The sequence below is a fragment of the Marinimicrobium sp. genome (genome assembly GCF_002695945.1).
Classification (GTDB): Bacteria; Pseudomonadota; Gammaproteobacteria; order Pseudomonadales; family Cellvibrionaceae; genus Marinimicrobium; species Marinimicrobium koreense.
On sequence record NZ_NZQP01000068.1, the window covers coordinates 13866 to 35036 of the forward strand.

19 protein-coding genes are annotated in these 21171 nt (G+C 57.2%); 5 read left to right on the forward strand and 14 right to left on the reverse strand.

The window, feature by feature from the left end:
- Positions 1-88: 88 nt before the first annotated feature.
- Together CMG77_RS15200 and CMG77_RS16035 are read right to left on the reverse strand one after the other, a co-directional pair.
- The gene (locus tag CMG77_RS15200) at positions 89-376 is read right to left on the reverse strand and encodes a hypothetical protein (protein WP_024460782.1); all 288 of its coding nucleotides are present in this window, start codon (positions 374-376) and stop codon (positions 89-91) included.
- A 365-nt stretch (positions 377-741) separates the two neighbouring features.
- Complete coding sequence (locus CMG77_RS16035) at positions 742-1941, reverse strand: lytic murein transglycosylase (RefSeq protein WP_353743507.1); 1200 nt, start codon at positions 1939-1941, stop codon at positions 742-744.
- Between the two features lie 143 nt (positions 1942-2084).
- Between CMG77_RS16035 and CMG77_RS15205 the strand changes: the two genes are divergently transcribed.
- Positions 2085-3734 carry a glycoside hydrolase family 43 protein gene (locus tag CMG77_RS15205; protein WP_286905071.1) on the forward strand — a complete coding sequence of 550 codons (1650 nt, stop codon included), beginning with the start codon at positions 2085-2087 and terminating at the stop codon, positions 3732-3734.
- A gap of 200 nt (positions 3735-3934) precedes the next feature.
- Positions 3935-6037: a hypothetical protein gene (locus CMG77_RS15210; RefSeq protein WP_286805932.1), complete on the forward strand. Its 2103-nt coding sequence runs from the start codon at positions 3935-3937 to the stop codon at positions 6035-6037.
- Positions 6038-6130: 93 nt separating this feature from the next.
- Here CMG77_RS15210 and CMG77_RS15215 read toward each other — a convergent pair whose 3' ends face one another.
- Positions 6131-6823: an RES family NAD+ phosphorylase gene (locus CMG77_RS15215; RefSeq protein WP_286805931.1), complete on the reverse strand. Its 693-nt coding sequence runs from the start codon at positions 6821-6823 to the stop codon at positions 6131-6133.
- The gene (locus CMG77_RS15220; RefSeq protein WP_286805929.1) at positions 6817-7218 is read right to left on the reverse strand and encodes an antitoxin Xre-like helix-turn-helix domain-containing protein; all 402 of its coding nucleotides are present in this window, start codon (positions 7216-7218) and stop codon (positions 6817-6819) included. The genes CMG77_RS15215 and CMG77_RS15220 overlap by 7 nt, the downstream gene beginning before the upstream one ends.
- A gap of 383 nt (positions 7219-7601) precedes the next feature.
- On the opposite strand from CMG77_RS15220, the gene CMG77_RS15225 reads away from it, so the two are divergent.
- Positions 7602-8549 carry an alpha/beta hydrolase gene (locus tag CMG77_RS15225; protein ID WP_286805928.1) on the forward strand — a complete coding sequence of 316 codons (948 nt, stop codon included), beginning with the start codon at positions 7602-7604 and terminating at the stop codon, positions 8547-8549.
- 76 nt (positions 8550-8625) lie between these two features.
- On the opposite strand, the gene CMG77_RS15230 is transcribed toward CMG77_RS15225, so the two are convergent.
- The 7 genes from CMG77_RS15230 to CMG77_RS15260 all read right to left on the reverse strand — a co-directional run bounded on the left by CMG77_RS15230 (position 8626) and on the right by CMG77_RS15260 (position 14560).
- The gene (locus CMG77_RS15230; protein WP_286805927.1) at positions 8626-9750 is read right to left on the reverse strand and encodes a family 16 glycosylhydrolase; all 1125 of its coding nucleotides are present in this window, start codon (positions 9748-9750) and stop codon (positions 8626-8628) included.
- A 145-nt stretch (positions 9751-9895) separates the two neighbouring features.
- Entirely contained in the window at positions 9896-11068 is a 1173-nt protein-coding gene (locus tag CMG77_RS15235) for a helix-turn-helix domain-containing protein (protein ID WP_286805924.1), read from the reverse strand.
- Positions 11069-11223: 155 nt separating this feature from the next.
- Positions 11224-11838: a class I SAM-dependent methyltransferase gene (locus CMG77_RS15240; RefSeq protein ID WP_286805922.1), complete on the reverse strand. Its 615-nt coding sequence runs from the start codon at positions 11836-11838 to the stop codon at positions 11224-11226.
- 67 nt (positions 11839-11905) lie between these two features.
- Positions 11906-12736: a DUF6544 family protein gene (locus tag CMG77_RS15245; protein ID WP_286805920.1), complete on the reverse strand. Its 831-nt coding sequence runs from the start codon at positions 12734-12736 to the stop codon at positions 11906-11908.
- Complete coding sequence (locus CMG77_RS15250) at positions 12736-13014, reverse strand: MoaD/ThiS family protein (RefSeq protein WP_286805919.1); 279 nt, start codon at positions 13012-13014, stop codon at positions 12736-12738. Before CMG77_RS15250 ends, CMG77_RS15245 begins: the two co-directional genes overlap by 1 nt.
- 5 nt (positions 13015-13019) lie before the next feature.
- On the reverse strand, positions 13020-14204 hold the full coding sequence (locus CMG77_RS15255; protein ID WP_286875247.1) for a sialidase family protein: 1185 nt from the start codon (positions 14202-14204) through the stop codon (positions 13020-13022).
- A gap of 116 nt (positions 14205-14320) precedes the next feature.
- Complete coding sequence (locus tag CMG77_RS15260) at positions 14321-14560, reverse strand: TIGR02647 family protein (protein WP_024460766.1); 240 nt, start codon at positions 14558-14560, stop codon at positions 14321-14323.
- Between the two features lie 168 nt (positions 14561-14728).
- On the opposite strand from CMG77_RS15260, the gene CMG77_RS15265 reads away from it, so the two are divergent.
- Positions 14729-15145, forward strand: coding sequence for a globin (locus tag CMG77_RS15265; RefSeq protein ID WP_286805914.1), 417 nt, complete (start codon positions 14729-14731; stop codon positions 15143-15145).
- On the opposite strand, the gene CMG77_RS15270 is transcribed toward CMG77_RS15265, so the two are convergent.
- Positions 15136-15810 carry an HAD family hydrolase gene (locus CMG77_RS15270; RefSeq protein ID WP_286805912.1) on the reverse strand — a complete coding sequence of 225 codons (675 nt, stop codon included), beginning with the start codon at positions 15808-15810 and terminating at the stop codon, positions 15136-15138. The genes CMG77_RS15265 and CMG77_RS15270 overlap by 10 nt on opposite strands.
- A 351-nt stretch (positions 15811-16161) precedes the next feature.
- On the opposite strand from CMG77_RS15270, the gene CMG77_RS15275 reads away from it, so the two are divergent.
- A complete protein-coding gene (locus tag CMG77_RS15275; RefSeq protein ID WP_286805910.1) occupies positions 16162-18834 on the forward strand; it encodes a GDSL-type esterase/lipase family protein in 2673 nt (890 codons plus the stop codon).
- A 67-nt stretch (positions 18835-18901) separates the two neighbouring features.
- Here CMG77_RS15275 and CMG77_RS15280 read toward each other — a convergent pair whose 3' ends face one another.
- Positions 18902-20299 carry a hypothetical protein gene (locus tag CMG77_RS15280; protein ID WP_286805909.1) on the reverse strand — a complete coding sequence of 466 codons (1398 nt, stop codon included), beginning with the start codon at positions 20297-20299 and terminating at the stop codon, positions 18902-18904.
- A gap of 117 nt (positions 20300-20416) precedes the next feature.
- Positions 20417-21142: a polyamine aminopropyltransferase gene (locus tag CMG77_RS15285; RefSeq protein ID WP_286805907.1), complete on the reverse strand. Its 726-nt coding sequence runs from the start codon at positions 21140-21142 to the stop codon at positions 20417-20419.
- Positions 21143-21171 lie beyond the last annotated feature (29 nt).

A 21171-nucleotide genomic window follows, 5' to 3' on the forward strand; every position in this document is an offset into this window, starting at 1 on the left:
AACCGGGGGCCAAAAGAAAAGCGGGTTGAGGCCGGAGCCTCAGGTCTAACAAGGGGCAAGCGCCCCGAATCTTGCAACAGCTCGCGTCTTAGTTGGACGCCAGCTTGAATTGACGTACCGCCTGGTTGAAAGAGTCGGCGTAGGCTTTCAACTCTTCCACCGCCTGACGCTTCTCGCGGTTGCTCATGCTTGAGCAGTTCAGGAATGCTTCCTGAGCTTGAACATACTGCTTCACTTCATTGTTGGTTTTGACCATCTGCGCGGTCACTGCCGTTGCCGGATCCGGGATCGCGGGCTTATTGGCCGGCGCTTCACAAGCCAGGGCGGAAACACTGAACAGAGCGGATGCGCAAACAGCAAACAAAAACTTTTTCATAGTAAAACACCTGAATATTTTAACCGTCGGCCCTGCGGAGATATTAGCCGCGGAACCATATTTGACTGACTAGGTCTGTGACCGACTTCGCAACTTCCTGATCACGGGGCGCATTCTCCCACATGGATCATTGTTTCAAAAGGTTCTAAAAAGAACATTTTGTTATCGACATAAAGAATAAACAGGGAAAAAGTTATCAATCTTCCATGAAATGGTCACATTTACCCTGAAAGTGCTGGAAGGTTGACGCGCGACGGAATGCGGGTGGGTGTTTCAGGAATCCTGACGAAAAGTTGGCGGCTCCGGAAGGTTGNNAATNNNACCCTTCCGGAGGNTTCGGNNCAGACGGTNTTNGGNNNTNCGTGTTACNGNTCGATACCCAGNGCNCTCANNGTGTTCGGGTCNGGNAAGCCNTCNGGCACCAGATCNCGNTCACTCTGGAATNGNCTCAGGGCCTGGCGGGTAGCGGGCCCCCAGATGCCATCCACNTTGCCCGCCTCATGGCCTTCGGCNTTGAGNTTNTCNTGAATGGCNATTACCTGNTCCCGATTCAGCCGCGGGCTGTCTTCCGGGGGNGTTNNGCTCAGNNTGCCNGCNCCGGCAATCCGGTCCGCCANATGGCCCACNGCCAGGGCGTANTACTCGGACTGGTTCCANCCCATGATCACCTTGAAGTTGTCGTACACCAGGAANGCCGGGCCNCGATGGCCGGACGGNACCAGCAGGGCGGCTTCGATATCNGCGGAGGGCAGGGTGGTGCCATTGGTCTGGCGAATGCCCATNTCGTGCCACTCCGACAGCGGGCGGCGCTGTTTCAGGCCGGCTTCCAGGTACGGGAAGTTCTCCGGCAGGCGGACTTCCCGNCCCCAGCGGTANTCGNCGTCCCAGCCCATGCTGCTGAGAAANTTGGCCGCCGAGNCCATGGCATCNGNCAGGCTGTTCCANAGNTCCCGNTTGCCGTCATTGTCATANTCCACGGCGTGGCGAATAAACACCGACGGCATAAATTGNACATGCCCCATGGCGCCNGCCCAGGAGCCTTCCATACGCTCCGGTGCAATGGCCCCNTCGTCAACGATGCGCAGGGCCGACATCAACTCCCGGGTAAAGTAGGTGCTGCGGCGCTCGTCGCAGGCCAGTGTGGCCAGCGAGTCNAGNACGGACATNTTGCCGAAGTAGCGGCCNAAGTTGGTTTCCAGGCCCCAAAAGGCCACCAGATANGGNGCGGGTACGCCGTACTCCCGCTCGACCCGGGCGAGCAGGTCCCGATGCTCGCGNAGNAGGCGACGNCCGTCCGCCACTCGCTGGTCGGTGACGCGGCGACNCAAGTAGTCAGAGAAAGGCGTGGTGAATTCCGGTTGGCGNCGNTCCAGNTCNATCACCCGNTCGACCCACTTCAGATTGGCCAGGCTATCGCGGACGATNGCAGAGTCCAGCCCCTGGGTTTTGGCCTCCTGGGAGAAGCGCTCGATACACTGGGCAAAANCCTCCTGGCTCATGGCCTGGGACGGTGCGCTGGCACTGAGTGCAATCGCACCCGTCAACAATAACGAACCCCAATACATACATACTCCAATGGGATAAAAANTGGCCCCGTGTGGATCGCTCCGGGGTGGAAGTGGCNCTGCGCCTGAAATTGACCAGTGCGANTGCGCCGTGCCATGATTCCGCTGGTCAATAAAGCATAATGCAATGAGAGAAATCAACCATGAGACAACGCACACTTCTGGCCGCGCTNGGCGCGGCGAGCCTGTTTTTGTTTGGCTGTCANTCCACNCCGTCGTCAGACTCNTCTACGGTGANCGCNCCCTGGGTATCCGACCTCGGGGATGGNACCTACNAGAACCCGGTCATTTACGCCGATTACTCGGACCCGGATGTGGTTCAGGTNGACGGNACTTACTACATGACCTCCTCGAGCTTCAATAGTGCCCCNGGCCTNCCGCTGNTGACCTCCAAAGANATGGTCAATTGGGAGCTGGTGGGGCACGCGGTCGACCGGCAAATCCCGCNCGAGGTGTTCGANGTGCCGCAGCACGGCAANGGCATCTGGGCGCCCTGNCTGCGCTACCACGATGGCAAGTTCTGGATTTTCTGGGGNGACCCGGATTTTGGCATCTATCAGGTTCANGCCGAGGACTTTGCCGGCCCCTGGAGCGAGCCGCANCTGGTGGTGCCGGGCAAAGNTGCCGGGCTNATCGACCCGACGCCGCTGTGGGACGACGACGGACANGCCTATCTGTTGCACGGCTGGGCAAAGAGTCGCGCCGGGCTCAANAANATTCTGACNCTTCGGCGCATGGCNCCNGANGCNTCNNAAGTCTACGANGAAGGCGANACCGTGATTGACGGCTTTCAGNTGCCCGGCTATCGCACNCTGGAGGGGCCCAAGTTCTACAAGCGCAATGGCTATTACTACATCTTCGCCCCGGCCGGTGGTGTTGAGCCGGGTTGGCAGTCGGTATTCCGTGCCCGGAACGTTGAAGGCCCCTACGAGGACCGGATCGTNNTGGCCCAGGGCGACACNGAGGTCAATGGCCCACACCAGGGCGCCTGGGTGCAGACCCCGGAAGGCGATGACTGGTTNATTCATTTCCAGTCCAAAGAAACCTACGGGCGGATTGTGCACCTGCAGCCAGTGCGCTGGCGCGATGANTGGCCCGAAATGGGCCAGAACGTGAACGCCGANGGCCTCGGGGAGCCGGTGCTNCGGCACCGCAAGCCCGTGGACGGGTTCCCGGTNAAGGTGCCGGTCACCACCGATGAATTCTCCGGTGAGCGGTTGGGTGTGCAGTGGCAGTGGAACGCCAATTACNANGANGANTGGTTTTCCCTGACNGAGCGGGCGGGGCACCTGCGCCTNTTNGCCCATGACTTTGACTCCCCCAATGGCGAGGACAACCTNTGGCTGAACCCGGCGCTGGTCATGCAGAAAGTGCCCGCGCCNGCATTCACCATGACCACGGTGCTCGAAGTGAATACCCGGCATAACGGTGACCGGGCCGGCCTGGTCATGTTTGGTGAGGATTACGGATGGATCGGGCTGGAACAGCGCGATGGGCAGACCCGGCTGGTGCAGAAAACCTGTGTCGATGCCCGCACCGGGTGTGACGAACAGACTCAGGGCGACATCGCCTATGCCGGCGAGGGGCGCATTTACCTGCGGTTGCACTTTCACGATGATCAGACGGTCGATTTCGAATACAGTCTGGATGGCGACGACTACCAGCCCCTGGGTGAGCGCTTCCAAACCCGGCGGGGCCGCTGGGTGGGCGGTAAAATCGGTCTGTTCGTGGAGGGCGGCGAGGGCGCCTATGCCGACGCCGATTACTTCCGGGTGACACCTCCCGCGCGTTAAGTCCGTTTCACCCCCGGATTGTAAACAGGCCACCACTGGGTGGCCTGTTTGCGTATGCGCCGCTAAAAGGTTTATTCAGGCGACGTGAACTTGGTCATGGCCCGGCGGCTGAGCTTCTGGCAGAATATGGCGGCGTTCTTACGCGCAGATCCTACGCCTTATCAGGATGTTAAATACGGAAAAACAAGGAATCTTCTCTTATGCAGAAAATAACCAAAATTTCGCTCGTCGTATTGGTGTTGGTGGGAGTGGCCGTGGCGTTTGCCACCGGCGTTTTCACAGGCTCCCGAACCTCGGGCAACGGGCTGGATGAACTGCTCACCTTTATCCCGGCGGACAGCCCCGTGGTGGTGGTAGGGCAAACCAAGGCAGACTATACCGAGCTGTCCAACAAAACCCTTCAGAACATGAACCCCAATGATATCCAGCCGCTGATTGACCTGCTGGATGCCAGCGAAGAGGGTTCCGGTGCACAACTGGTACGCTGGTTGATCGATGACTACATTCAGACGGCGGCCACTCAGGGGCAGCAAGGTCTGGTGGATCGCTACGGTGCCAATCCCACCGGCCCTTATGGTTTCTACTTCAGCGGTGCTGCACCGGTAGTCCGCTTCTCGCTGACCAGCGCCGAGCCTCTGATGGCCGTACTGGCTGAAGCCGAGCAGGAAACCGGCGTAACCGCGGAGCAGAGCACCCTCGGAAGTGCCACCCTGTACGCCTGGTCTCTGAATGAAGAAAAGCCGGAGATCAAGCTGGGTCTGGCGCTGGATGAGCGCAGCCTGACGCTGTCTCTGCTGAACAGCAAGGATACGCCGGAGGCGCGGATGCTGCGCTTTGCCCGCCAGCCCCAGGCGGAGCCGCTGGCCGGTACCGAGCGCCTCAAACAACTGCGTAAGGACTATGCCGATGCGGACCAGTTCATGGGCTATGTGGACTTCCAGCAAATTGTGACCGCCCTGTTCTCGCCCGAGCAGAATGGCACTGGCCGTGAGCTGCGCACCTGGTTCCCGGAGTTTGAACAGGATTTCGCCCAGGACATGAGCGATGCCTGTCGTAACGACTATGTCGCGCTGGCGAGCCATATGCCGCGCATCACCATGGGCTCGGACGGCTACTCCGTCAACGGCAACGAGCTGGGGCAGGATCTGAGTTTCCTCTGGCACATCAACAACGACAGTGTGGTCACGTCTTTGCAGAAGCTGCAGGGCCATGTGCCGGGCTATGCCCGCACCGTGGATGACAAGCTGGCGGCTTACGCGCTGGGGCTGAATGTCAGTCAACTCGTGCCGGTGTTGAGCGAATTCTGGACCCAGTTCACCCAGGCCGAGTTCCAGTGCGAGCAACTGCAGGCGATGCAGCAACAAGCCCAGAGCTATAACCCGGCCATGCTCGCCATGGGTACCGCCATGGTTGATTCGGTGCGTGGTGCCGGTATTGCGCTGTTCAATCTCGAGCCCAGCGATACAACGCCAGTCGGACTCGACGGCTCCGTGCTGGTGTCCATCAGCTCTGAGAATCCGGCGGCCCTGGCCTCCATGGCCAGCTCGTTTGTGCCGGGTATGATGGGCTTGAGCATTCCCTCAGACGGCACCGCGGTGGAAATTCCCGACCCGATGGGCCTGGGCGGTAACTTTGCGGCGATCAAAGGCAAGCATCTGGTGGTCTATCGTGGCAGTGCCGGTGAAGCAGCCGCTAACAACCTGGCCGGCGAAACGCTGGAAACCAACGGGCTGTCGGCACTGGCGTTGAACCTGCGCGAGCCCATGAAAATGTTCAACACCGTTGAGCCGGTGATGCAGACCATGGGTAACCCCGGTTGTGCTGAGACCTTTGTCGGCCTGCTGAACCTTACCCAGACGCCCATTTCCATGGGGTATCAGGAAGCGTTGGGTCAGCGCGGCTGGCGTGGTGACCTGTCCATCGAAATGGAAGTGGCTGATCCTGTCACTCCGGGTGATATCGCCGGAGAGTATGAGCTGGCACTTCTGGATGACAGCAGCTGCTCCTGGGAGCCGCTCGGTCAGGAAACCCTGGGCGAGGACCAGACCGGGGGCTTCGCGTCCGAGTCGGCCGATGGCGCCTGTGATGAGTACCAGAGTGAATTCACCTGGAGTATGACCGGTCGCCTCCTGTCCCAGTCCACCCACGTTGAGCGTCAGCGCGACGCCTGTGACAGCGACTGGAACACCATGGAAACGGCGGAGAACTTCGAGTGCGGTGTGATTGCTGCCGAAGGAGACCACTTCTACTGCAGCACCATGACCGACGGTGTGACCGAGCTGTATCGGTACAGCCGCCTGTAAGTCGCGCTGGTATTGGATGTTGAACCGGGCAGGGAGGCCCGGTTATCTCACGCTTGATGGAATGGCAGTCCTCGCCAGATCCGTACTCCCTCGTTAGCGTTTCGAAATTCGGTTTACGCTGGAAATTCCCTCGCCATCCCAGATCATTTCATAATGTGCTGACTGCACCATACTTTTGACGCCCCGTGGGGTGAACAGCGCCCAGCAGGTGGCCCCCAGGTTGCGCACTGAGTGATAGCTCAGGCCTTTTTTTCCCCTCTGGCGAGCGGCGGCGCCCAGCGCCTGGCTGGCGGAGTAATCCTCGGGATCATAAATCGCGTGCTCGGGCGGAAGCCGGGTCAGATCCAGCAGGGTGTCCGAAAATCCGCACAGCAGCGAGCGAAATACCAGCCGGTCATAGCGCAGACCTTCCACCCGACTCAGGTATCGCTGCTGATGGTAGCGAACCTCGGCAATCGCCGTGGTGACGGATTCTGCCAGGTACAGTACGCCGAAGGCGCCATTGCTGAAGCGGCTGCCGTCCGGGTTTACATGAGTAAACGGTGCTACGGCGTAGGAGCAGCCTCGAATCCCGAAGGGGATCTCGTCCCGGGGGATCAGCCCCAGGTCGCCGGCCTCGGCCAGTAGCCGAGGATTGGTCAGTGCCTGCAACTGATACAGCGCCTCGAAGTCGTCCGCGTCGGCCACATCCTCAAACAGGGTGATGGGCGGAAACCGGGAGGGAATCAGCCGGTAGCTGGCCAGCGGCTCGACCCGCTGTTCCGGAGCGTCGAGCGGTGCTACCACTGTGCCCCCCGCAGTGCATCCACGCGTTTGAAGGTCTCATATAACGCCGCCAGGGAGCCGGTACTGATGACCTCCATGGGAGTTTTGCCGCTGAAGTAGGGGTTGTGGTTCTTCATACGCATAAAGCCGTAACGGTTTTCCGGGTTGTCGAATACCGTGTTCAGACCGGCATGTATGTTCAGCAGGTAGCTGATCCGGTCCAGGTGATCCCGGTCCAACTGCGCCTTTTCCGGCTGACTGCGGTACTTGTAGTAGGTTGCCTTGGGCAGGCTGAGGATAGCCAATTGCTCATTCAGGCTGCAGTCCCACTTCTCCAGAATATTGAAGGCCGCCTTGAGCCCGGCGGGGCCGAGTGGCGCGGTATCGGGCTGTTGACGGGGCGCTGTAGTTGCCATGAGTTACCTCCAAAAAAGCGGCCTGACTGCTCACCAATATTCTAATTATGAACCTTTATTATTTTTTTGTCTATATGGAGACTGGGGCGCTCGGCCGAATCAGCTGATGCTGAGTTAATGGGGTATTACGGCATCGTTATCTGGTTTAAGGATAATAGTGTGGCAAATATGCCCCATTTCAGAGAGTCATCTGGTTATCTTGCGACGGAGTTCGTCAGACCGACTAGTATACATTTGTTATGTTCTTTACGAGCGCGACGTCATAGCTTATTGTCGTGGTGACTTATAGTTGAGGCGGGCGGTAAGACCTCTTTTTAAGGTAAGCGCCTACTCGGCTCAAGTACCCAGCAAAGCCCAATAACAAATGCAAAGGCAGGAAAGTCATGAGCAAACACCCAATCCCATTTTTGAGTCAATGCCTCGCGGTCGCACTGATCGCCTTCAGCACCGCCGTCTTCGCGCAGGACGGCAAAATGTATCCGATCGACGCCCCCGATGAGCCCGGTGCCATTCCTCTGGAAACCGGAGGTGTGGAAGGGCAGACCGAGCCGGAAAGCTGGTTCCGCCAGTGGGGAGATCCCATGGCCCGCAATATTTCCAGGGCGACTCTGACGCCGGTATTGGCCGATCCGGAAAAAGCCAATGGCACCTCGGTGATCGTGGCGCCGGGCGGTGGCTTCATGTGGCTGTCCATGGGCAATGAAGGCTGGGAGGTGGCCGAGGCGCTGGCCGAACAGGGCATCAATGCCTTTGTCCTCAAGTACCGGCTGCAACCCACGGCTCCCTCCCTGGAAGACTTTGAAAACCAGATGAACCGCCGCTTCGAAGAAGCCGATGAATCCTCTGAGGGTGGTGAACAGAACGAAGCACCGGAGCGCCCGCGCTGGGACCTGTCAAACCAGATTGCAGATGTTGAGGCGGCTTATTCGATGATACTCGAGCGCGCTGATGACTGGGGCGTTGATCCTGAACGAATCGGCATGATTGGTTTCTCTGCCGGTGCAGGCCTGACTATGGCCACCGCACTCGAATCCGAAAAAGTCGAGCTGGCGTTTATTGGTCCGATTTACGGCGGTATGAATGCTGTCGATGTGCCAGAGAGTGCGCCGCCGATGTTTGCGGCCATCGCTTCCGACGACTTCCTCTTCAACGGAAAATTCGGCCTGATCGAATCCTGGTACGAAGCGGGCATTCCGGTCGAGTTCCACCTGTACCAGAATGGCGGTCACGGCTTTGGGCTGGGCAATCCGGACCGGACCAGCAACAAGTGGTTTGGTTCGTTCATGTACTGGCTGGAAGTGAATGGCTTTCTGAACTCTGCAAAAGACTGAGGGGAAACTCAAGGTCACTGCGATGAAATAGGGCTTAGCGATAAGCCCTATTTCAGTATCTACCGCCTCTGGCGTATCAGTTGGCCGTGGCGGTACAGTCCGGTGTGCTGATCGATCCATTGGCATTGCCGAGAACCCCGAAGGTGGCGGTGCTCCCTGGAGCCAGGTTGGCATTCCAGCTCAGGCTGCTGGCCACAATGTCGGACGCGCTGGCCTGTACATTGGCGCTCCAGCTATTGGTCACCTGTGGGTCCTGATCAAAACCGAGTGTGGCGACCCAGCCGTTGATGGCGCTATTGGTGTCATTGGTTACCGTTACATCCATCTGATAACCCGACCCCCACTGATTGAGCCCCGTTACGCTGCAGCCAATAGTACCGGGCGTGGGTTCCGGTTCGGGATCTGGTTCTGGCGTACCTCCGTCGGTGTCTCGTGGCGGCGTACCGTTATAGCCTTCCTGCCCTTCGTGCGTCATGCTCAGTACCAGATAGCCATCGCGAGTGGTGACGTTGCTCGGGGTGAAATCGGCGCTGTTTTCCGCAAACGTCCAGTCGGCGGTGCCCCAGCGGGAGGGATCCAGTGAATCAAAATCATCACGCCAGCTAAGCTGAAAATTCTGTCCATCCCAGCGGTGATACTCCATCCAGTTCACGTACATGTGCACCGGTAGAATGCTGTCATCGAAGGGGCCGACCCACTCGGCGATATTCGCTGGCCAGAAGTTCATGCGCGCCTGGGCGGGGCTGGTCAGGGCACTGGCCTGATTGCCATTCACTTCGCGTACCAGCTGCCCATCAATCAGCCAGCGAACCCGATCCGGGGTCCACTCAAGCGTGAACGTATGGTAGCTATCCCCCAGGCCAGACGCTGGGTGTACCTCCTCAGAGGTGATCTTGGTGCCCAGACCGGTAATGATGTTGCTCTGCCAGGCGTTGGCGCCGTCTTTGCCGAGCACCTCAATGTCTACCTCTTCCCAGAATACATCCTCGAGCTCCGAGCCTTCTTTCCAAAGGAAAAACGCCGAGATCAGGCCGCTGCCTTTACCGGCCCGCATGCGAATCACGTATTTGCCGTAGAGCTCCGAGTCCAGAGTAAACACTTCAGCGCTTTTGTAGGGTTTGGCATCTGCCAACAAAGGCGCCATGAGTAATAGCCCGAAGACGGGCACCGTGCGGGCGAGTCGCCGTAGAGAGGAAAACATAACGAACTCCTTAAAGTTATAAGAATGAAGATCGTAGGCGCCTGGCTCCCCGGGGAGAGTGGCGGCCGACCGGGCGATTTTCCGGTGGGGAGCGCGTGAGGAACAGTCTCAATAGGCGTTTTGCAGAAATTGAGACAGGGTGGGATCAGGCGGTACGAGAGCTGGCCGGCAGGCCGTCATAGTCCGGGTGGTGTTTCTGCCGGTAGGCGCATGGCGTGATGCCTTCGGTTTTCTTGAAGAACCGGTGGAAGGTGGCCTTGCTGTTGAATCCCGCCGCTCGGGCGATATCGGTAATGGTCTGATTCCTGGTTGCCGGGTCGCGTAGCTGACGTTTTACTTCCTCGAGGCGATAGCGACTGACAAAATCGTGAAAGTTCTGCTTGAAGCGGCGGTTTATGATGGTTGAGACGTCTCGCGGCGAACAGTCAACCTTTGCCGCAAAACGCTCCAGGGTAAGCTGAGGGTTCAGGTAGGTTCTATCTCGGGTCATGGCCGCTGTAATACGCGCCACGTCGGCATCGTCGATGGGGGCGGCACTGGCCGGGGGCGTGCTCTGTTGTGCTGTGAGGGTAGGGAGCGGTGTGAGCAATTCCCGGTAGAGCAAAAAGGCGACCAACGCCAGGGTGGCGTAATTGCCGACCACGCCCATGGCATCGCTGACCGGACCGGAATGCGCGCTGCCCACAAAGTGGGTAAGGGCGCTCCACAACCACACCATGGTGAAGCCGCTTACGATACAACTCTGTTCACGAAAGACGTCTTTGTCGACGATCGTCGCTGAAACTTCGTGCCTGGAGCGAACAACGATGGCCAGACACCACAGGCCATAGGCAAGCGGCAATAATTTCTTCAGGGTAATAAAGTCGTCGTAATAGGCGTTCGGCTGCTGATACAGCTGCAGGTTCAGTAGCAGGTCCCGTTGTACCGCGTGGGGAAAACGGAAGCACTCAAGGTAAAGGTATATCAGCGCCAGCACCGCAGGGGTCAGATGCCACCACTGCCAGCGGCTCAAGCGGAACCCCGGGCTCATATGTGATCTCAACTGCCAATAGAGCAGGGGCCCCAGCAGAAAGCCCACGGCGCCCAAGACGAGATACAAGTAGGGGAGCAGCGCAAACACCGGGTGGCGAATGGGCTCGGCCCAGACAATCAGGGTATTCACGGCGACCAGCGCATTGATCGCGAAAAACAACCCAAAAAAATAACCGGAGCGCTTTGGTCGACGCCAGCCGCCAATGTGTCGGGAGCCCAGCAGCGCACAGGCGATGACTGTCACAATCAACGCAATATCATGAACATTGAACAGAACGGCTTTCATCCCCATCCGGGCCTGGTCCTCATCGGTTCAGGTCTCGCAACGCTGAACGATATTAACGGCCCATGACACGGCTTACTATGAAGCTCATCGCAAATCGGGTGGGTGCGATTTACCAAGGCAGAGTTCTCTACGAGCAATAATCTGCCATTGTCTCGCTACTTACGAGCGACGATAAAGATCGAGGCCTTGTTGGGCTGCCACTCGCGCTCGATACTGAACCCCGCTCTGGTCAGTTTGGAAAGTAACGCTTCCTTGCTCAGGGTATTGACGTAAGGTGCCATGCCCACCCATTGCATAACGGGGATCAGCAATCGCCACAGGAAAAACAGGTCGCCCACCAGCGCGGTACTGGAAACGAAAACGCCGCCCGGTTTCAACAGCTTGTGGACGGTTGCGAGAGTGGCATCCACATCCTCAAGCAGATGCAGAATGTTGAGCCCCAGAATGACGTCAAAGCGTTCTTTGTCGAAGCTGAGATCATTCAATGTGCCCTGCTGGAACTGGATGTTCTCAACCCCCACATCCCGCGCCTTCTGCTCGGCGATATCGAGCATCTTCTGCGATATGTCGGTGGCGATAATCTGTCTGACATGGGGCGCGTGCACTAATGCCGTGCTTCCGGTACCGCACCCGAACTCCAGTACCGACGAGTCCGGCCGGAAGTATTCCCGGGTAATGGCCAACTTTTCCTGATACACCGCTTCGTCCCGAACCGGGCTCTTGGCGTAGCGGGGTGCGCTCTTGTCCCAAAATTCCTTCGAGGCTTTCATTGGTTCTCCTTGGGGTTCATGAAATGTTCCTCTAAAAAATTATCCAGCGTGTTTTTAGTGCCATATCCTATCGCTTATTGTGGTCAAAATGAATGTCATTGATTCTGGCCTTGAAAAACACAAAGTACTCATCAGTTCCGAAGCCATTTCCCGCATTGACCTGGTAGGGGAGTCGGAATCCCTGAATTTCCCTGAAGTCCGAAAGAATGCCGCCAAAGGGTTGAAGGCGGAATGTCTTCTCAGGGTTGGCATTGCTCCAACGCATAAATGACACATGAGTGGGTTGCCCCTCCTTGTCCATGTGAATGCTGACGGATTGGGACAAGCCTCCCGACGACAGCGTTACTCGAGCGGTATCGGTGTCAACCGCCTCCCAAGTGATGCCTGGGCCTGGAAGTAGTGCGGCGGGTGTCCAAAAGACCGCTTCAGCAACATAGCGACCAAAGGCGGAACGGGCATGATCTGAATTCCCGCCCTGGCGCGCTACCGGGATCAGACCCAGAATACGGAAGCGGGTCCAGCAACTGGAGTCTGACCCGCACATGAGCATTGGGCCTTTCAGTCGCATTCGCCAGACAAATCCCTCCGGAGCAGCCAGTATCTGCTCGGCACGCATTGGTTGATAATTGGGCGCTGCCTTTGATCCCAGGCTGAACTGCCCTTCCATACGTAATTTCGCCACGCGATAGAGCGGTGTGCCGGGGGTGATGGCAAAGTTGAAAAACCGCTGTGCTGGCTCAGGCAACTCCGAAACCAAGGAGGGATCATATGGTGCCGGGCGTTCAGGTTGCAGTGCCGCCAATCTTACCCACTCTGCACGGTCTGCGTGCTCGTCTGCCAGCCGAAGCGCAATCAGGGCTGTGCCGATAAGGAAAAGCGTTGAATACAGAAAGATCATCAGCCGCCACTCAGCGCTTGAAAGATAAACAGAGTATCACCGTCTTCAACCTGATCCGCGAGGGTTTTTCGATCAATCACGATGGTATCGTTAATACACAGTTTTACATGTCGCCGCACCACACCCCGTTCGTCGAGCACATAGTCGGTGAAACCGGGCGCCTGCTCATTAATGGCGTGCAGCACTTCGGCGACCGAGCCGGGCGGTGCGGTCAGCGTTCGGTCCTGTAATTGAGGAAAGAACCGGTACAGGTGTGAGGTCATCTTTACCGTAGGCATAGAGGTCAACCAAACCGCACGGAGTAGATGGGCGGAAAGTTGTTGCCCAGGCACTGCCAGGTTTCGCCTCGGTCTTCCGACAGGTAGGCATTGCCGGTGGTGCTGCCAAAGCACAGGCAATCACCTGAGACGTCCAGGGCGTGGCGCAGCACGATGTCGTGGGCATTCTCCTGGGGCAGGCCGTTGCGCAGTGCCTGCCAGGACTGGCCGCCATCCTCGGTACGGGCGACAAACAGTCCGCCGTCGATGGTCATACGCTGGGCGTCGCTCCGGCCCGGTACCACCCAGGCGGTGCGGCCATCCTGTTCATCCACGGCCACCGGGAAGCCAAAGTTTACGCCCGTGTCCGGGTCGCTGACCTTCTTCCAGCTTTGAGCGCCGTCGTCACTGTAGAACACGCCACAGTGGTTCTGTTGCCATAGGTGGTCCGGCTGGCCGGGGCATTGGGTTACAAAGTGCGGGTCGTGCCCCCAGTCGGCTTCTGGGTTCGGCAGATAGTCCATCAGCATGCCACGGTTGCGCCCGGCCCAGGTTTTGCCGCCATCCGTCGATTCGAGCACCCCGGCGGAGGAGACCGCCACATGCAAGTGATTCGGGTCGCGCGGATCGACAATGATGGAATGAATGCCCGGCTCAAACACCCCGTAATCAATACTCGCGGGTGTGCCACCCCATTGGTTTTCACTGGTGGCATCCCCGGCAAACAGATCGCCGCCGCGACTCTCATGGTTCCACAGCGGCCGGTTTAGCTCCCAGGTATCCCCGCCGTCATCACTGACAAACAGCCCTCCGGGGATGGTGCCGGCGTAGAGTCGACCGGGCTGGTCCGGCCCGCCAAAGGCCAGATGCCAGATCTTGTACACCGTCGCATTGGCGTATTCCGGTGTGCCGGCGGGCGCCTCGGGATCGAAATCTGGGGTGGGCAGTACCTGGGCGATATGACGCGCACCCTCCGGGTACTTCAGCGACGAGATATCGTCCCAGGTCTTACCGCCATCCCGCGAGCGAGACAGCTTGGGCCCCCAGTGGCCGTGATCCAGGGAGGCCCAGAGAGTGCCATCGCGAGGATCCCGGGCGGCATAGCAGACCGGAACGCCGGCGTGAAGGATAGGACGGGGTCGCCAGCCCGCCCCCCGTCGGTCGATCATGACGGTACCTTTACGGGTACCCAAAAGGATGGTGTCGGTCATCAGTGTGCCCTCATGGTGTCCAGATACGAGTAGGGCCCGGTCAGTCAGCCCCGGTAACTGGTCGAACGGCACCTCTGATTATAGACAGGGGGCGAAAAATTGCCCGGCGTCGGTGTTCAGCTGCTACGAAGCACGGCCTGGATTTTCTGTACATGCTCCACGACGTCACTGCCTAGCGGCGTGAGATACCCACCGTCCTTCTGGGTAATCAGGCCCTTCTGGTGGAGTTGCTCCGCTGCGGCCACCATCGCGGGGTCGGCGGAGTGCTGGTGTACTTTGAGGCCCTCCTGAGAGGATGCTGAGTCGAACAGGGCCAGCAGGTTGAGTTCGTTGAGGTGGTCTTCAAAAAAGTTCATGGCACTTTCCTCGCGCAGTGTTGATACAGCTCAAATAAACGTCGTTTAACGTTGGTCATTAGGTAAATATGAACGACACTTGAGGTTTAAACAACAGGAATCAGCCCTTGCATAGGAAAATGCAGCTTCAGGCGTCAGCCCGGCTGTGGCATACCTTCGGAGTCTACGATGAGCTACGAACGGTTGTTTGACGAAAGCTATGAACGCGTAGCCGTTGGAGTACGGGACGGGCAGCCGTTTTTTGAGGGCTTTTACCATCGTTTCCTTGCTGCCTCTCCTCTGGTGTCTCACAAATTCCGCCATACGGATATGGTTAAGCAGCGCACCATGTTGAAAAAGTCCTTCTACAGTTTGCTGACCTTTTATGCGAGTGGATCGGTCGATAACGTGCTTGAGCGTATCGCCGCCAATCACAGCTGCAAAGGCCTGGATGTTCCCCCGTTTCTGTATGATCTCTGGCTCGAGTCCCTGATGGACACAGTCAAACGCTATGATCCTCTATTCGACGATGACGTGGAGCTGGCCTGGCGGTTGGTGCTGAGTCCGGGTATTACCTATATGAAATTCAAATATGATCACTGCTGAGAGATTGATCTGCTTTCAGCGTTTTCAATAATAGACAACAACTCAGCGTAACTTCGACAAACAGCATCCGCTTCGGCACACCTGTCGCCATAAAGTTCGCTGGGAATAAAAACGGTATACATGCCGACCTTGGCAGCGCTCCGGATGTCGGCAACTGGGTTGTCTCCGATGAAAATGCACTGATCCGGCGAAACCGCCAGCTCCTTGCAGGCCAGCTCAAAAATGCTGGGGTCAGGTTTTCGGCAACCTACTGCCTCGGAAACGATAATCGAATCAAAGAAGTCGGCTATGCCGAGCGCTGATAGGTTTTCTTCCTGGAAAGGGCTTTTACCGTTAGAGACCAAGCCAATTTTATAGCCTTCGCGAGCAAGCTGCCGAACTGCATCCGAAGCCCCTGGTCTTTCGGCACAAAAATTTCGAAAGTGGTTAAGGTACTCGTCCACCAGCTCGTCAACGCTCTGTGGAATAGAGAATTCGCCTTTCAGGCATTGGTAAACCTGGTCCTTCCAAACCGATCCATTGCTATCGAGCTCGACAAACCGTCCCACAAACTTCTCCGAGTTGTCGATTCCCAGTGAGCTAGTGGCTTGCCAGTGACAGAATCCGATAAGGGAGCTCGCTCTGTCCAGCAGGGTGTTGTCGAGGTCAAACAGTATGCTTTTCATGGGTTGCTCGTAGGAATGAAGTCAAGTGCTGTCTTGTCACTATATAGCATCGAAAACCTTTATCACGAGTGCACCCCTTTATAAATAATCCTAATAAATAACAACGCCACTAATTTCAAATATTGACAACCACTCTGATTTTATTCGAGCTCAGATATTCTGATTGATTATGATCAAATCGCCAATAATAACTAATACATCATTAGTTGATAATGATTATATGACTTAATATTAATTTAAATGATCTAAAATGCTTGCAAATGACCTAAAATAGAATAATAGTGTGCGGTGAATCAGTTGGCTGATCTTTCAGGTTGTTACTACATAACATAAAAATTCAAGAGGAATAACATGAATAAATACCTATGGCTGCTACTCCTGACCATCGCACTTGCCGGATGCGGCGGGGGCAGTAACTCCACCCCCGACAACACTCCCAGTGAGCCGCAAACACCGACCACACCTACCGCTCCCGAAGAGGAAGAAGAGGGCAACGAGGATGTCCCGGACGAAGAAGAGCAGACCGAAGAGGACCAGGCAGAGGAGCCAGTGGTTGACGAGCCGGGTGCCGATGTTCAGCTGTTTGTAGTCGGGGACTCAACGGTTGCCAGCTATAACTCGTCCTCCTATCCACAGGCAGGCTGGGGTCAGGTTCTCCAGCATTATTTCGATGAGAGTGACATTGAGGTTCTCAACCGGGCTCGAGGTGGTCGCAGCTCCAAAAGCTACAAAGTCGATGGCATCTGGGATGACGTTCTGGCCGAGGTGGACGAGGGCGACTATGTGATGATCCAGTTTGGGCACAACGACCGGGACTGGACCAAAGAAGAGCGCTATACCTCCACAGACGATTACGAAGTCTATCTGACCGAATACGTGGAAGAGACTCGTGCGAAGTCGGCGACACCGATACTGGTCAGCCCGATGGTCATGAATGCCTACCGCGACGGTGCACTGCGCAATGTGTTCACCGAGGAAGGCAATGACTATGCAGGTTCCATGGCCAAAGTGGCGACGGATCTGGACGCTGCCTATATCGACCTGAACGCCAAATCCTGGGAGTTGGTGAACTCCCTTGGGCAAGAGCAGGCATCGCATTACCTCTACCTGATTCTGGACGCTGGCGAGTACGAGAATTACCCCGAGGGCAGCAACGATGGCACTCACTTCCAGGAGTCCGGGGCTGTGGAAATGGCTCGTCTGGTGGTGGAAGGCCTTGAAGAACTGAATGGTAATGAGTCCCTGATGACGCTGTTGGACGGAGTAAAGCAACGATACGCCCTGACGGTCGAGCAGGAGGGCGCCAGCGACAGCCTTTACACCCAGGGGAACAACTACCCGGCGGGTACGCCGTTGACCCTCAAGGTGAGAGCTGGGGATAGCGATACCTTTGACGCCTGGTATACCGCTGGCCAGGTGGCCAGTGAAGTCAACCTGTATCAGACGACCATGCCGGTTGGAAAGCTCACCCTGATCGCCGCTTTCAACGGGGTTGTGCCTGAGTTCAATTTTGAGGCCGCGACCGCTTACCTGATTGGTGATTCGACCGTTGCCGATTACGCCGACGGTTACTACCCGCAAACCGGCTGGGGGCAAGTGTTTCAGCATTACTTTGATGAATCCAAAATCACCATCGACAACCGGGCCCTGGGTGGGCGTAGCTCAAAAAGCTACTATGAAAACCACTGGGCCGATGTCAAAGCCAGCGTTCAGGAAGGTGATTTCGTCTTCATTCAGTTCGGCATTAACGACCGAGCGCAGGATGAGGAGCGCAGAGCGCCCACCGGCGGTGTGTTCGAAGGCTATATGACCAATTTCGCGGAAGAGACCCGGGAGCTGGGCGCAACGCCCATCTTTGTGACCACGGTGCGTCGCAACCAATGGCAAAACGGCGTTCCCTACGATGCTTACCATGAACATCCGGTGGTCACCCGTGAGCTGGCCGCCGATCTTGGCGTGCCGCTGGTTGACCTCAACGCAAAAAACAAAGCGCTACTTGAACTGGTTGGCGAAGACTACGCTAACGAGTTTTACTACATGGGCTTCGGTGCCGACCAATACGGAAACGCCACGGCCGCCTCGGACACCGTGCACTTTCAGAAGCAGGGCGCCGTCGAAATGGCACGCCTGGTGGCGGAAGGGCTGGAGGAGCTGAGCGGGGTCAATTCAGTGGCACCCCTAGTCAGTGCGCTGAAACCAACTTTTGCCATGAGTGTGTCGTCACCCACGCCCGAAGCAGGCACTTACTCACAAGCGTTCGAGTATCCTGAAGGTGCCCCGATGACGCTCAAAGCGCTGGCTAACGAAGGCGATGAGTTCACTCAATGGCTGGATGGTGATCGTGCCGAAGCATCTGCGGACTTCATCTATGAGTTTGATACCGCGGCCATGGCTACCAGCTACGAGGCGGTATTCAACAACAGCGAAGGCCTGGGGTCGGTGATGACCAACCTGACCACCGAGTTCGACAATACCAACATCGTGCTGAACTGGTCACTGGAGAATTTCAGCGGCGAGATTACCTATATTGAAATCTACCGCAATGATCAGGCGAATTTTGATGATCGCGAGCGTATTCTCGCCGGTGCCGCCACCAGTGGCAGCTTTGTCGATGAAACCGCCGAAGCCGGCAAAACCTATTGGTACATGTTCAAGGTGGTGCACGATGGCGAAACCACCAACACCGAGGCCGAAGGCGAAATCAGAAAGCCTTTTGTCGATGAAGTGCCCGTGACCAACTTGACGGCCACCATTGTCAACGGTACCTCCGTTCAGGTCTCCTGGAATCTTCAATACTTTGAGCCGGAAATTACGTATATCGAAATATACCGGAACGACGTGCAGGAGCTCTTGGGGCGCGACCGTATCGTTGCCGGTGCCGGCATGAACGGTACTTACCTGGATGAGGCTCTGGAGCCAGGTAAAACCTACTGGTATATGGTCAAGATTGTTCAGAACGGCAATACGATCAATACGGACCCGGAAGCGGAAACCACCATTCCTGAGGATGCGATTGCCGAATAAGGGGGGGGCAGTGAGGCTGGCACGCGAAAAAAGAGGGCTCGCTTACTGCGGGCCCTCTTTTTTTGTGTCAATGGTAGCCAAACAGCTTCTGGCGTTTGATTTTCTGGGCCACCACATCCGGAACCTGATGTTCCCACCCGGATTGGCCAGAGCCGATCTGTTCAAGCACGTTCGGGGAGAAAATATCCAGGTAGTCTTCGTTGTACCGCTCCAGTTGCACGATATGGCTATTGTCCAACAGGTGCTGGTAGAGGTGGCGAAGGGGCTTGGGAACCTCAAGGTTGTCTGCTTTGATCAACTGGGCAGTGTTCGGGTCGCGATAGGGGTAGATATACAGTTTGACCTTGTTTTTGAACAGCCGGCCGAAGCCTTCCAAAAGGCCCCCGGGAAGGTCTTTATAATAGCTTTCCTCAAACAGCTCGGCGAGGCTGTGGGCGCCCATGGTAATGCCGATGCGGCCCTGGGTGTTCCGGCTGAGGTAAGACGCCAGACGGTGGTATTCCGGGTAGTCCGAAATCATCACTGTGTGGCCGGCGGCCTCCAGTACCTCGGCCCGGCTGATGAAATCGTCCAGATCGACGTCGCCCCCGGCGTTCAGGTTCTTCAGGGCCATTTCCATAATGGCGACCGTCTCTCCGGATTCGGCTCCGGTCTCGGCTTCCATGGCGGTCAATGCGGAGTCGAGCATGTCGATATTCACATGGGTCACCGGGCGAAAACGTCCCCGCTCCACCAGCACGGATTTCTTGCGCAGGTGCTCGGAGGGCTGAAGCACGCGGCCGTCGGCGGCAAACATGGCGGCATCACTCAGGCCCAGCTGAACCAGGCGCAGGCTGAGAACGCGATTGTCCACCTGCTCAAAGGCTGCGCCGGAGAAGTCCACCATATCGACTTCCAGGCGATTCACACTGAGGCCGTCGAGCAGCGATTGCACCAGCAGGTCCGGATCATCGCTCAAAAAGCAGGCGCCATAGACGAGGTTCACGCCGACGATGCCCAGGGCCTCCTGCTGCAACGCGTTTTCGCTGTCGAGCATGCGCACATGAATAATGATTTCGCTGGCCTGGGCGCCGGGCTCGGCCTGGAAGCGTATCCCCAGCCAGCCATGGCACTCGTTGGTGCCATGGTAGTTGCGCGCGGAGACGGTGTTGGCAAAGGAAAAGAAGGCGGTACTCTCACCCCGGTCTAGCGCCAGGCGCTCCAGGGTAAGGTCGTACTCGTAGGTGAGCATGGATTCCAGTCGCTCCCGACAGACGTAGCGGGCGCATTTGCCGTAAATGGCATCGCTCACCGTCATATCGTAAGCGGAGATACTTTTTGCAATCGTGCCCGCTGCGCCTCCGGCCTGAAAGAACCACCGTACTACCTCCTGCCCCGCGCCAATTTCGGCAAAGGAGCCGTACCGGGTGTCCTCCAGGTTCAGTTTCAGGGCTTTTTCGCGCGGATGCTTGGGATGGGGATCCATAGGGGCAGTCTCTCCTCGGGCTGGGTGGATGAGGCAAATGTGCAATCCTCATCCTAACCCACAAGCGGCCGTGAGGCTATGGCAGCGGCTTTACCCCTGACTCCCGGATTGCCTGTCTTAGTTGCCCTTCATGCAGACGTACACCGAGTTGGTCGATTCGCCGCTTTGAAACGGGTTATAGAAAGAAACCACGTTGGATTCCACACGCTCGAACACTGTTTTCAGCAAGGCTTCAAAGCGCGCTTCCGGCAGGTTCTGGGACCACATGGCGAACACACCCTTGGGTTTGAGCTTCGCCGCCATCAGCCCCAGGTTTTCCGAGGTGTAAAACCCGGCGTTACCGGAATTCAGGTATTCGGTGGGGGAGTGATCGATATCCAGAAGAATCGCATCGAAACGCTTGGTTGGGTCTTCCGGGTCAAAACCGGCCTCGGGGTCCGTTGCCAGGTCAAAGAAACTGTCCAGCACGTAGTGGTTGCGCGCATCGGCATTGAGTATTTTCCCGAGCGGCACTTTTTCGTCGCGATGCCAGCCAATCACGGTATCCAGGGCCTCGACCACAAACAGCTCGGAAATCCGCTCGTCCTTGAGTGCCGCCACAGCGGTATAGCCCAGGCCCAGGCCGCCCACCACAACACTGAGCGGGTCGCCCTCCACGGCCGCCAGGCCCAGCGTGGACAGGGCTTCTTCGGCTTCCACAAACATGCTGGACATCAGGAATTCATCGCCCAGCTTGACCTCATAGATGTCCCGGTCGCCAAAGGCGGGCATGCGGCGACGGCGCAGGGAGATCTCCCCGAGCGGGGAGTTCTGGCTGTCGATTTCTTCAAACAATGCGGGCATAGTCGTTTCGTCTCAAGCGACGCGCGATG

Bases quoted from the DNA above. Each gene is read 5' to 3' on its own strand.
- CMG77_RS15285 (WP_286805907.1), bottom strand. From the start codon at position 21,142: ATGCCCGCATTGTTTGAAGAAATCGACAGCCAGAACTCCCCGCTCGGG.
- CMG77_RS15270 (WP_286805912.1), bottom strand. From the start codon at position 15,810: ATGAAAAGCATACTGTTTGACCTCGACAACACCCTGCTGGACAGAGCG.
- CMG77_RS15250 (WP_286805919.1), bottom strand. From the start codon at position 13,014: ATGCCTACGGTAAAGATGACCTCACACCTGTACCGGTTCTTTCCTCAA.
- CMG77_RS15245 (WP_286805920.1), bottom strand. From the start codon at position 12,736: ATGATCTTTCTGTATTCAACGCTTTTCCTTATCGGCACAGCCCTGATT.
- CMG77_RS15225 (WP_286805928.1), top strand. From the start codon at position 7,602: ATGAGCAAACACCCAATCCCATTTTTGAGTCAATGCCTCGCGGTCGCA.
- CMG77_RS15255 (WP_286875247.1), bottom strand. From the start codon at position 14,204: ATGACCGACACCATCCTTTTGGGTACCCGTAAAGGTACCGTCATGATC.
- CMG77_RS15240 (WP_286805922.1), bottom strand. From the start codon at position 11,838: ATGAAAGCCTCGAAGGAATTTTGGGACAAGAGCGCACCCCGCTACGCC.
- CMG77_RS15275 (WP_286805910.1), top strand. From the start codon at position 16,162: ATGAATAAATACCTATGGCTGCTACTCCTGACCATCGCACTTGCCGGA.
- CMG77_RS15280 (WP_286805909.1), bottom strand. From the start codon at position 20,299: ATGGATCCCCATCCCAAGCATCCGCGCGAAAAAGCCCTGAAACTGAAC.
- CMG77_RS15200 (WP_024460782.1), bottom strand. From the start codon at position 376: ATGAAAAAGTTTTTGTTTGCTGTTTGCGCATCCGCTCTGTTCAGTGTT.
- CMG77_RS15210 (WP_286805932.1), top strand. From the start codon at position 3,935: ATGCAGAAAATAACCAAAATTTCGCTCGTCGTATTGGTGTTGGTGGGA.
- CMG77_RS15235 (WP_286805924.1), bottom strand. From the start codon at position 11,068: ATGAAAGCCGTTCTGTTCAATGTTCATGATATTGCGTTGATTGTGACA.
- CMG77_RS15260 (WP_024460766.1), bottom strand. From the start codon at position 14,560: ATGAACTTTTTTGAAGACCACCTCAACGAACTCAACCTGCTGGCCCTG.
- CMG77_RS15230 (WP_286805927.1), bottom strand. From the start codon at position 9,750: ATGTTTTCCTCTCTACGGCGACTCGCCCGCACGGTGCCCGTCTTCGGG.
- CMG77_RS15265 (WP_286805914.1), top strand. From the start codon at position 14,729: ATGAGCTACGAACGGTTGTTTGACGAAAGCTATGAACGCGTAGCCGTT.
- CMG77_RS15220 (WP_286805929.1), bottom strand. From the start codon at position 7,218: ATGGCAACTACAGCGCCCCGTCAACAGCCCGATACCGCGCCACTCGGC.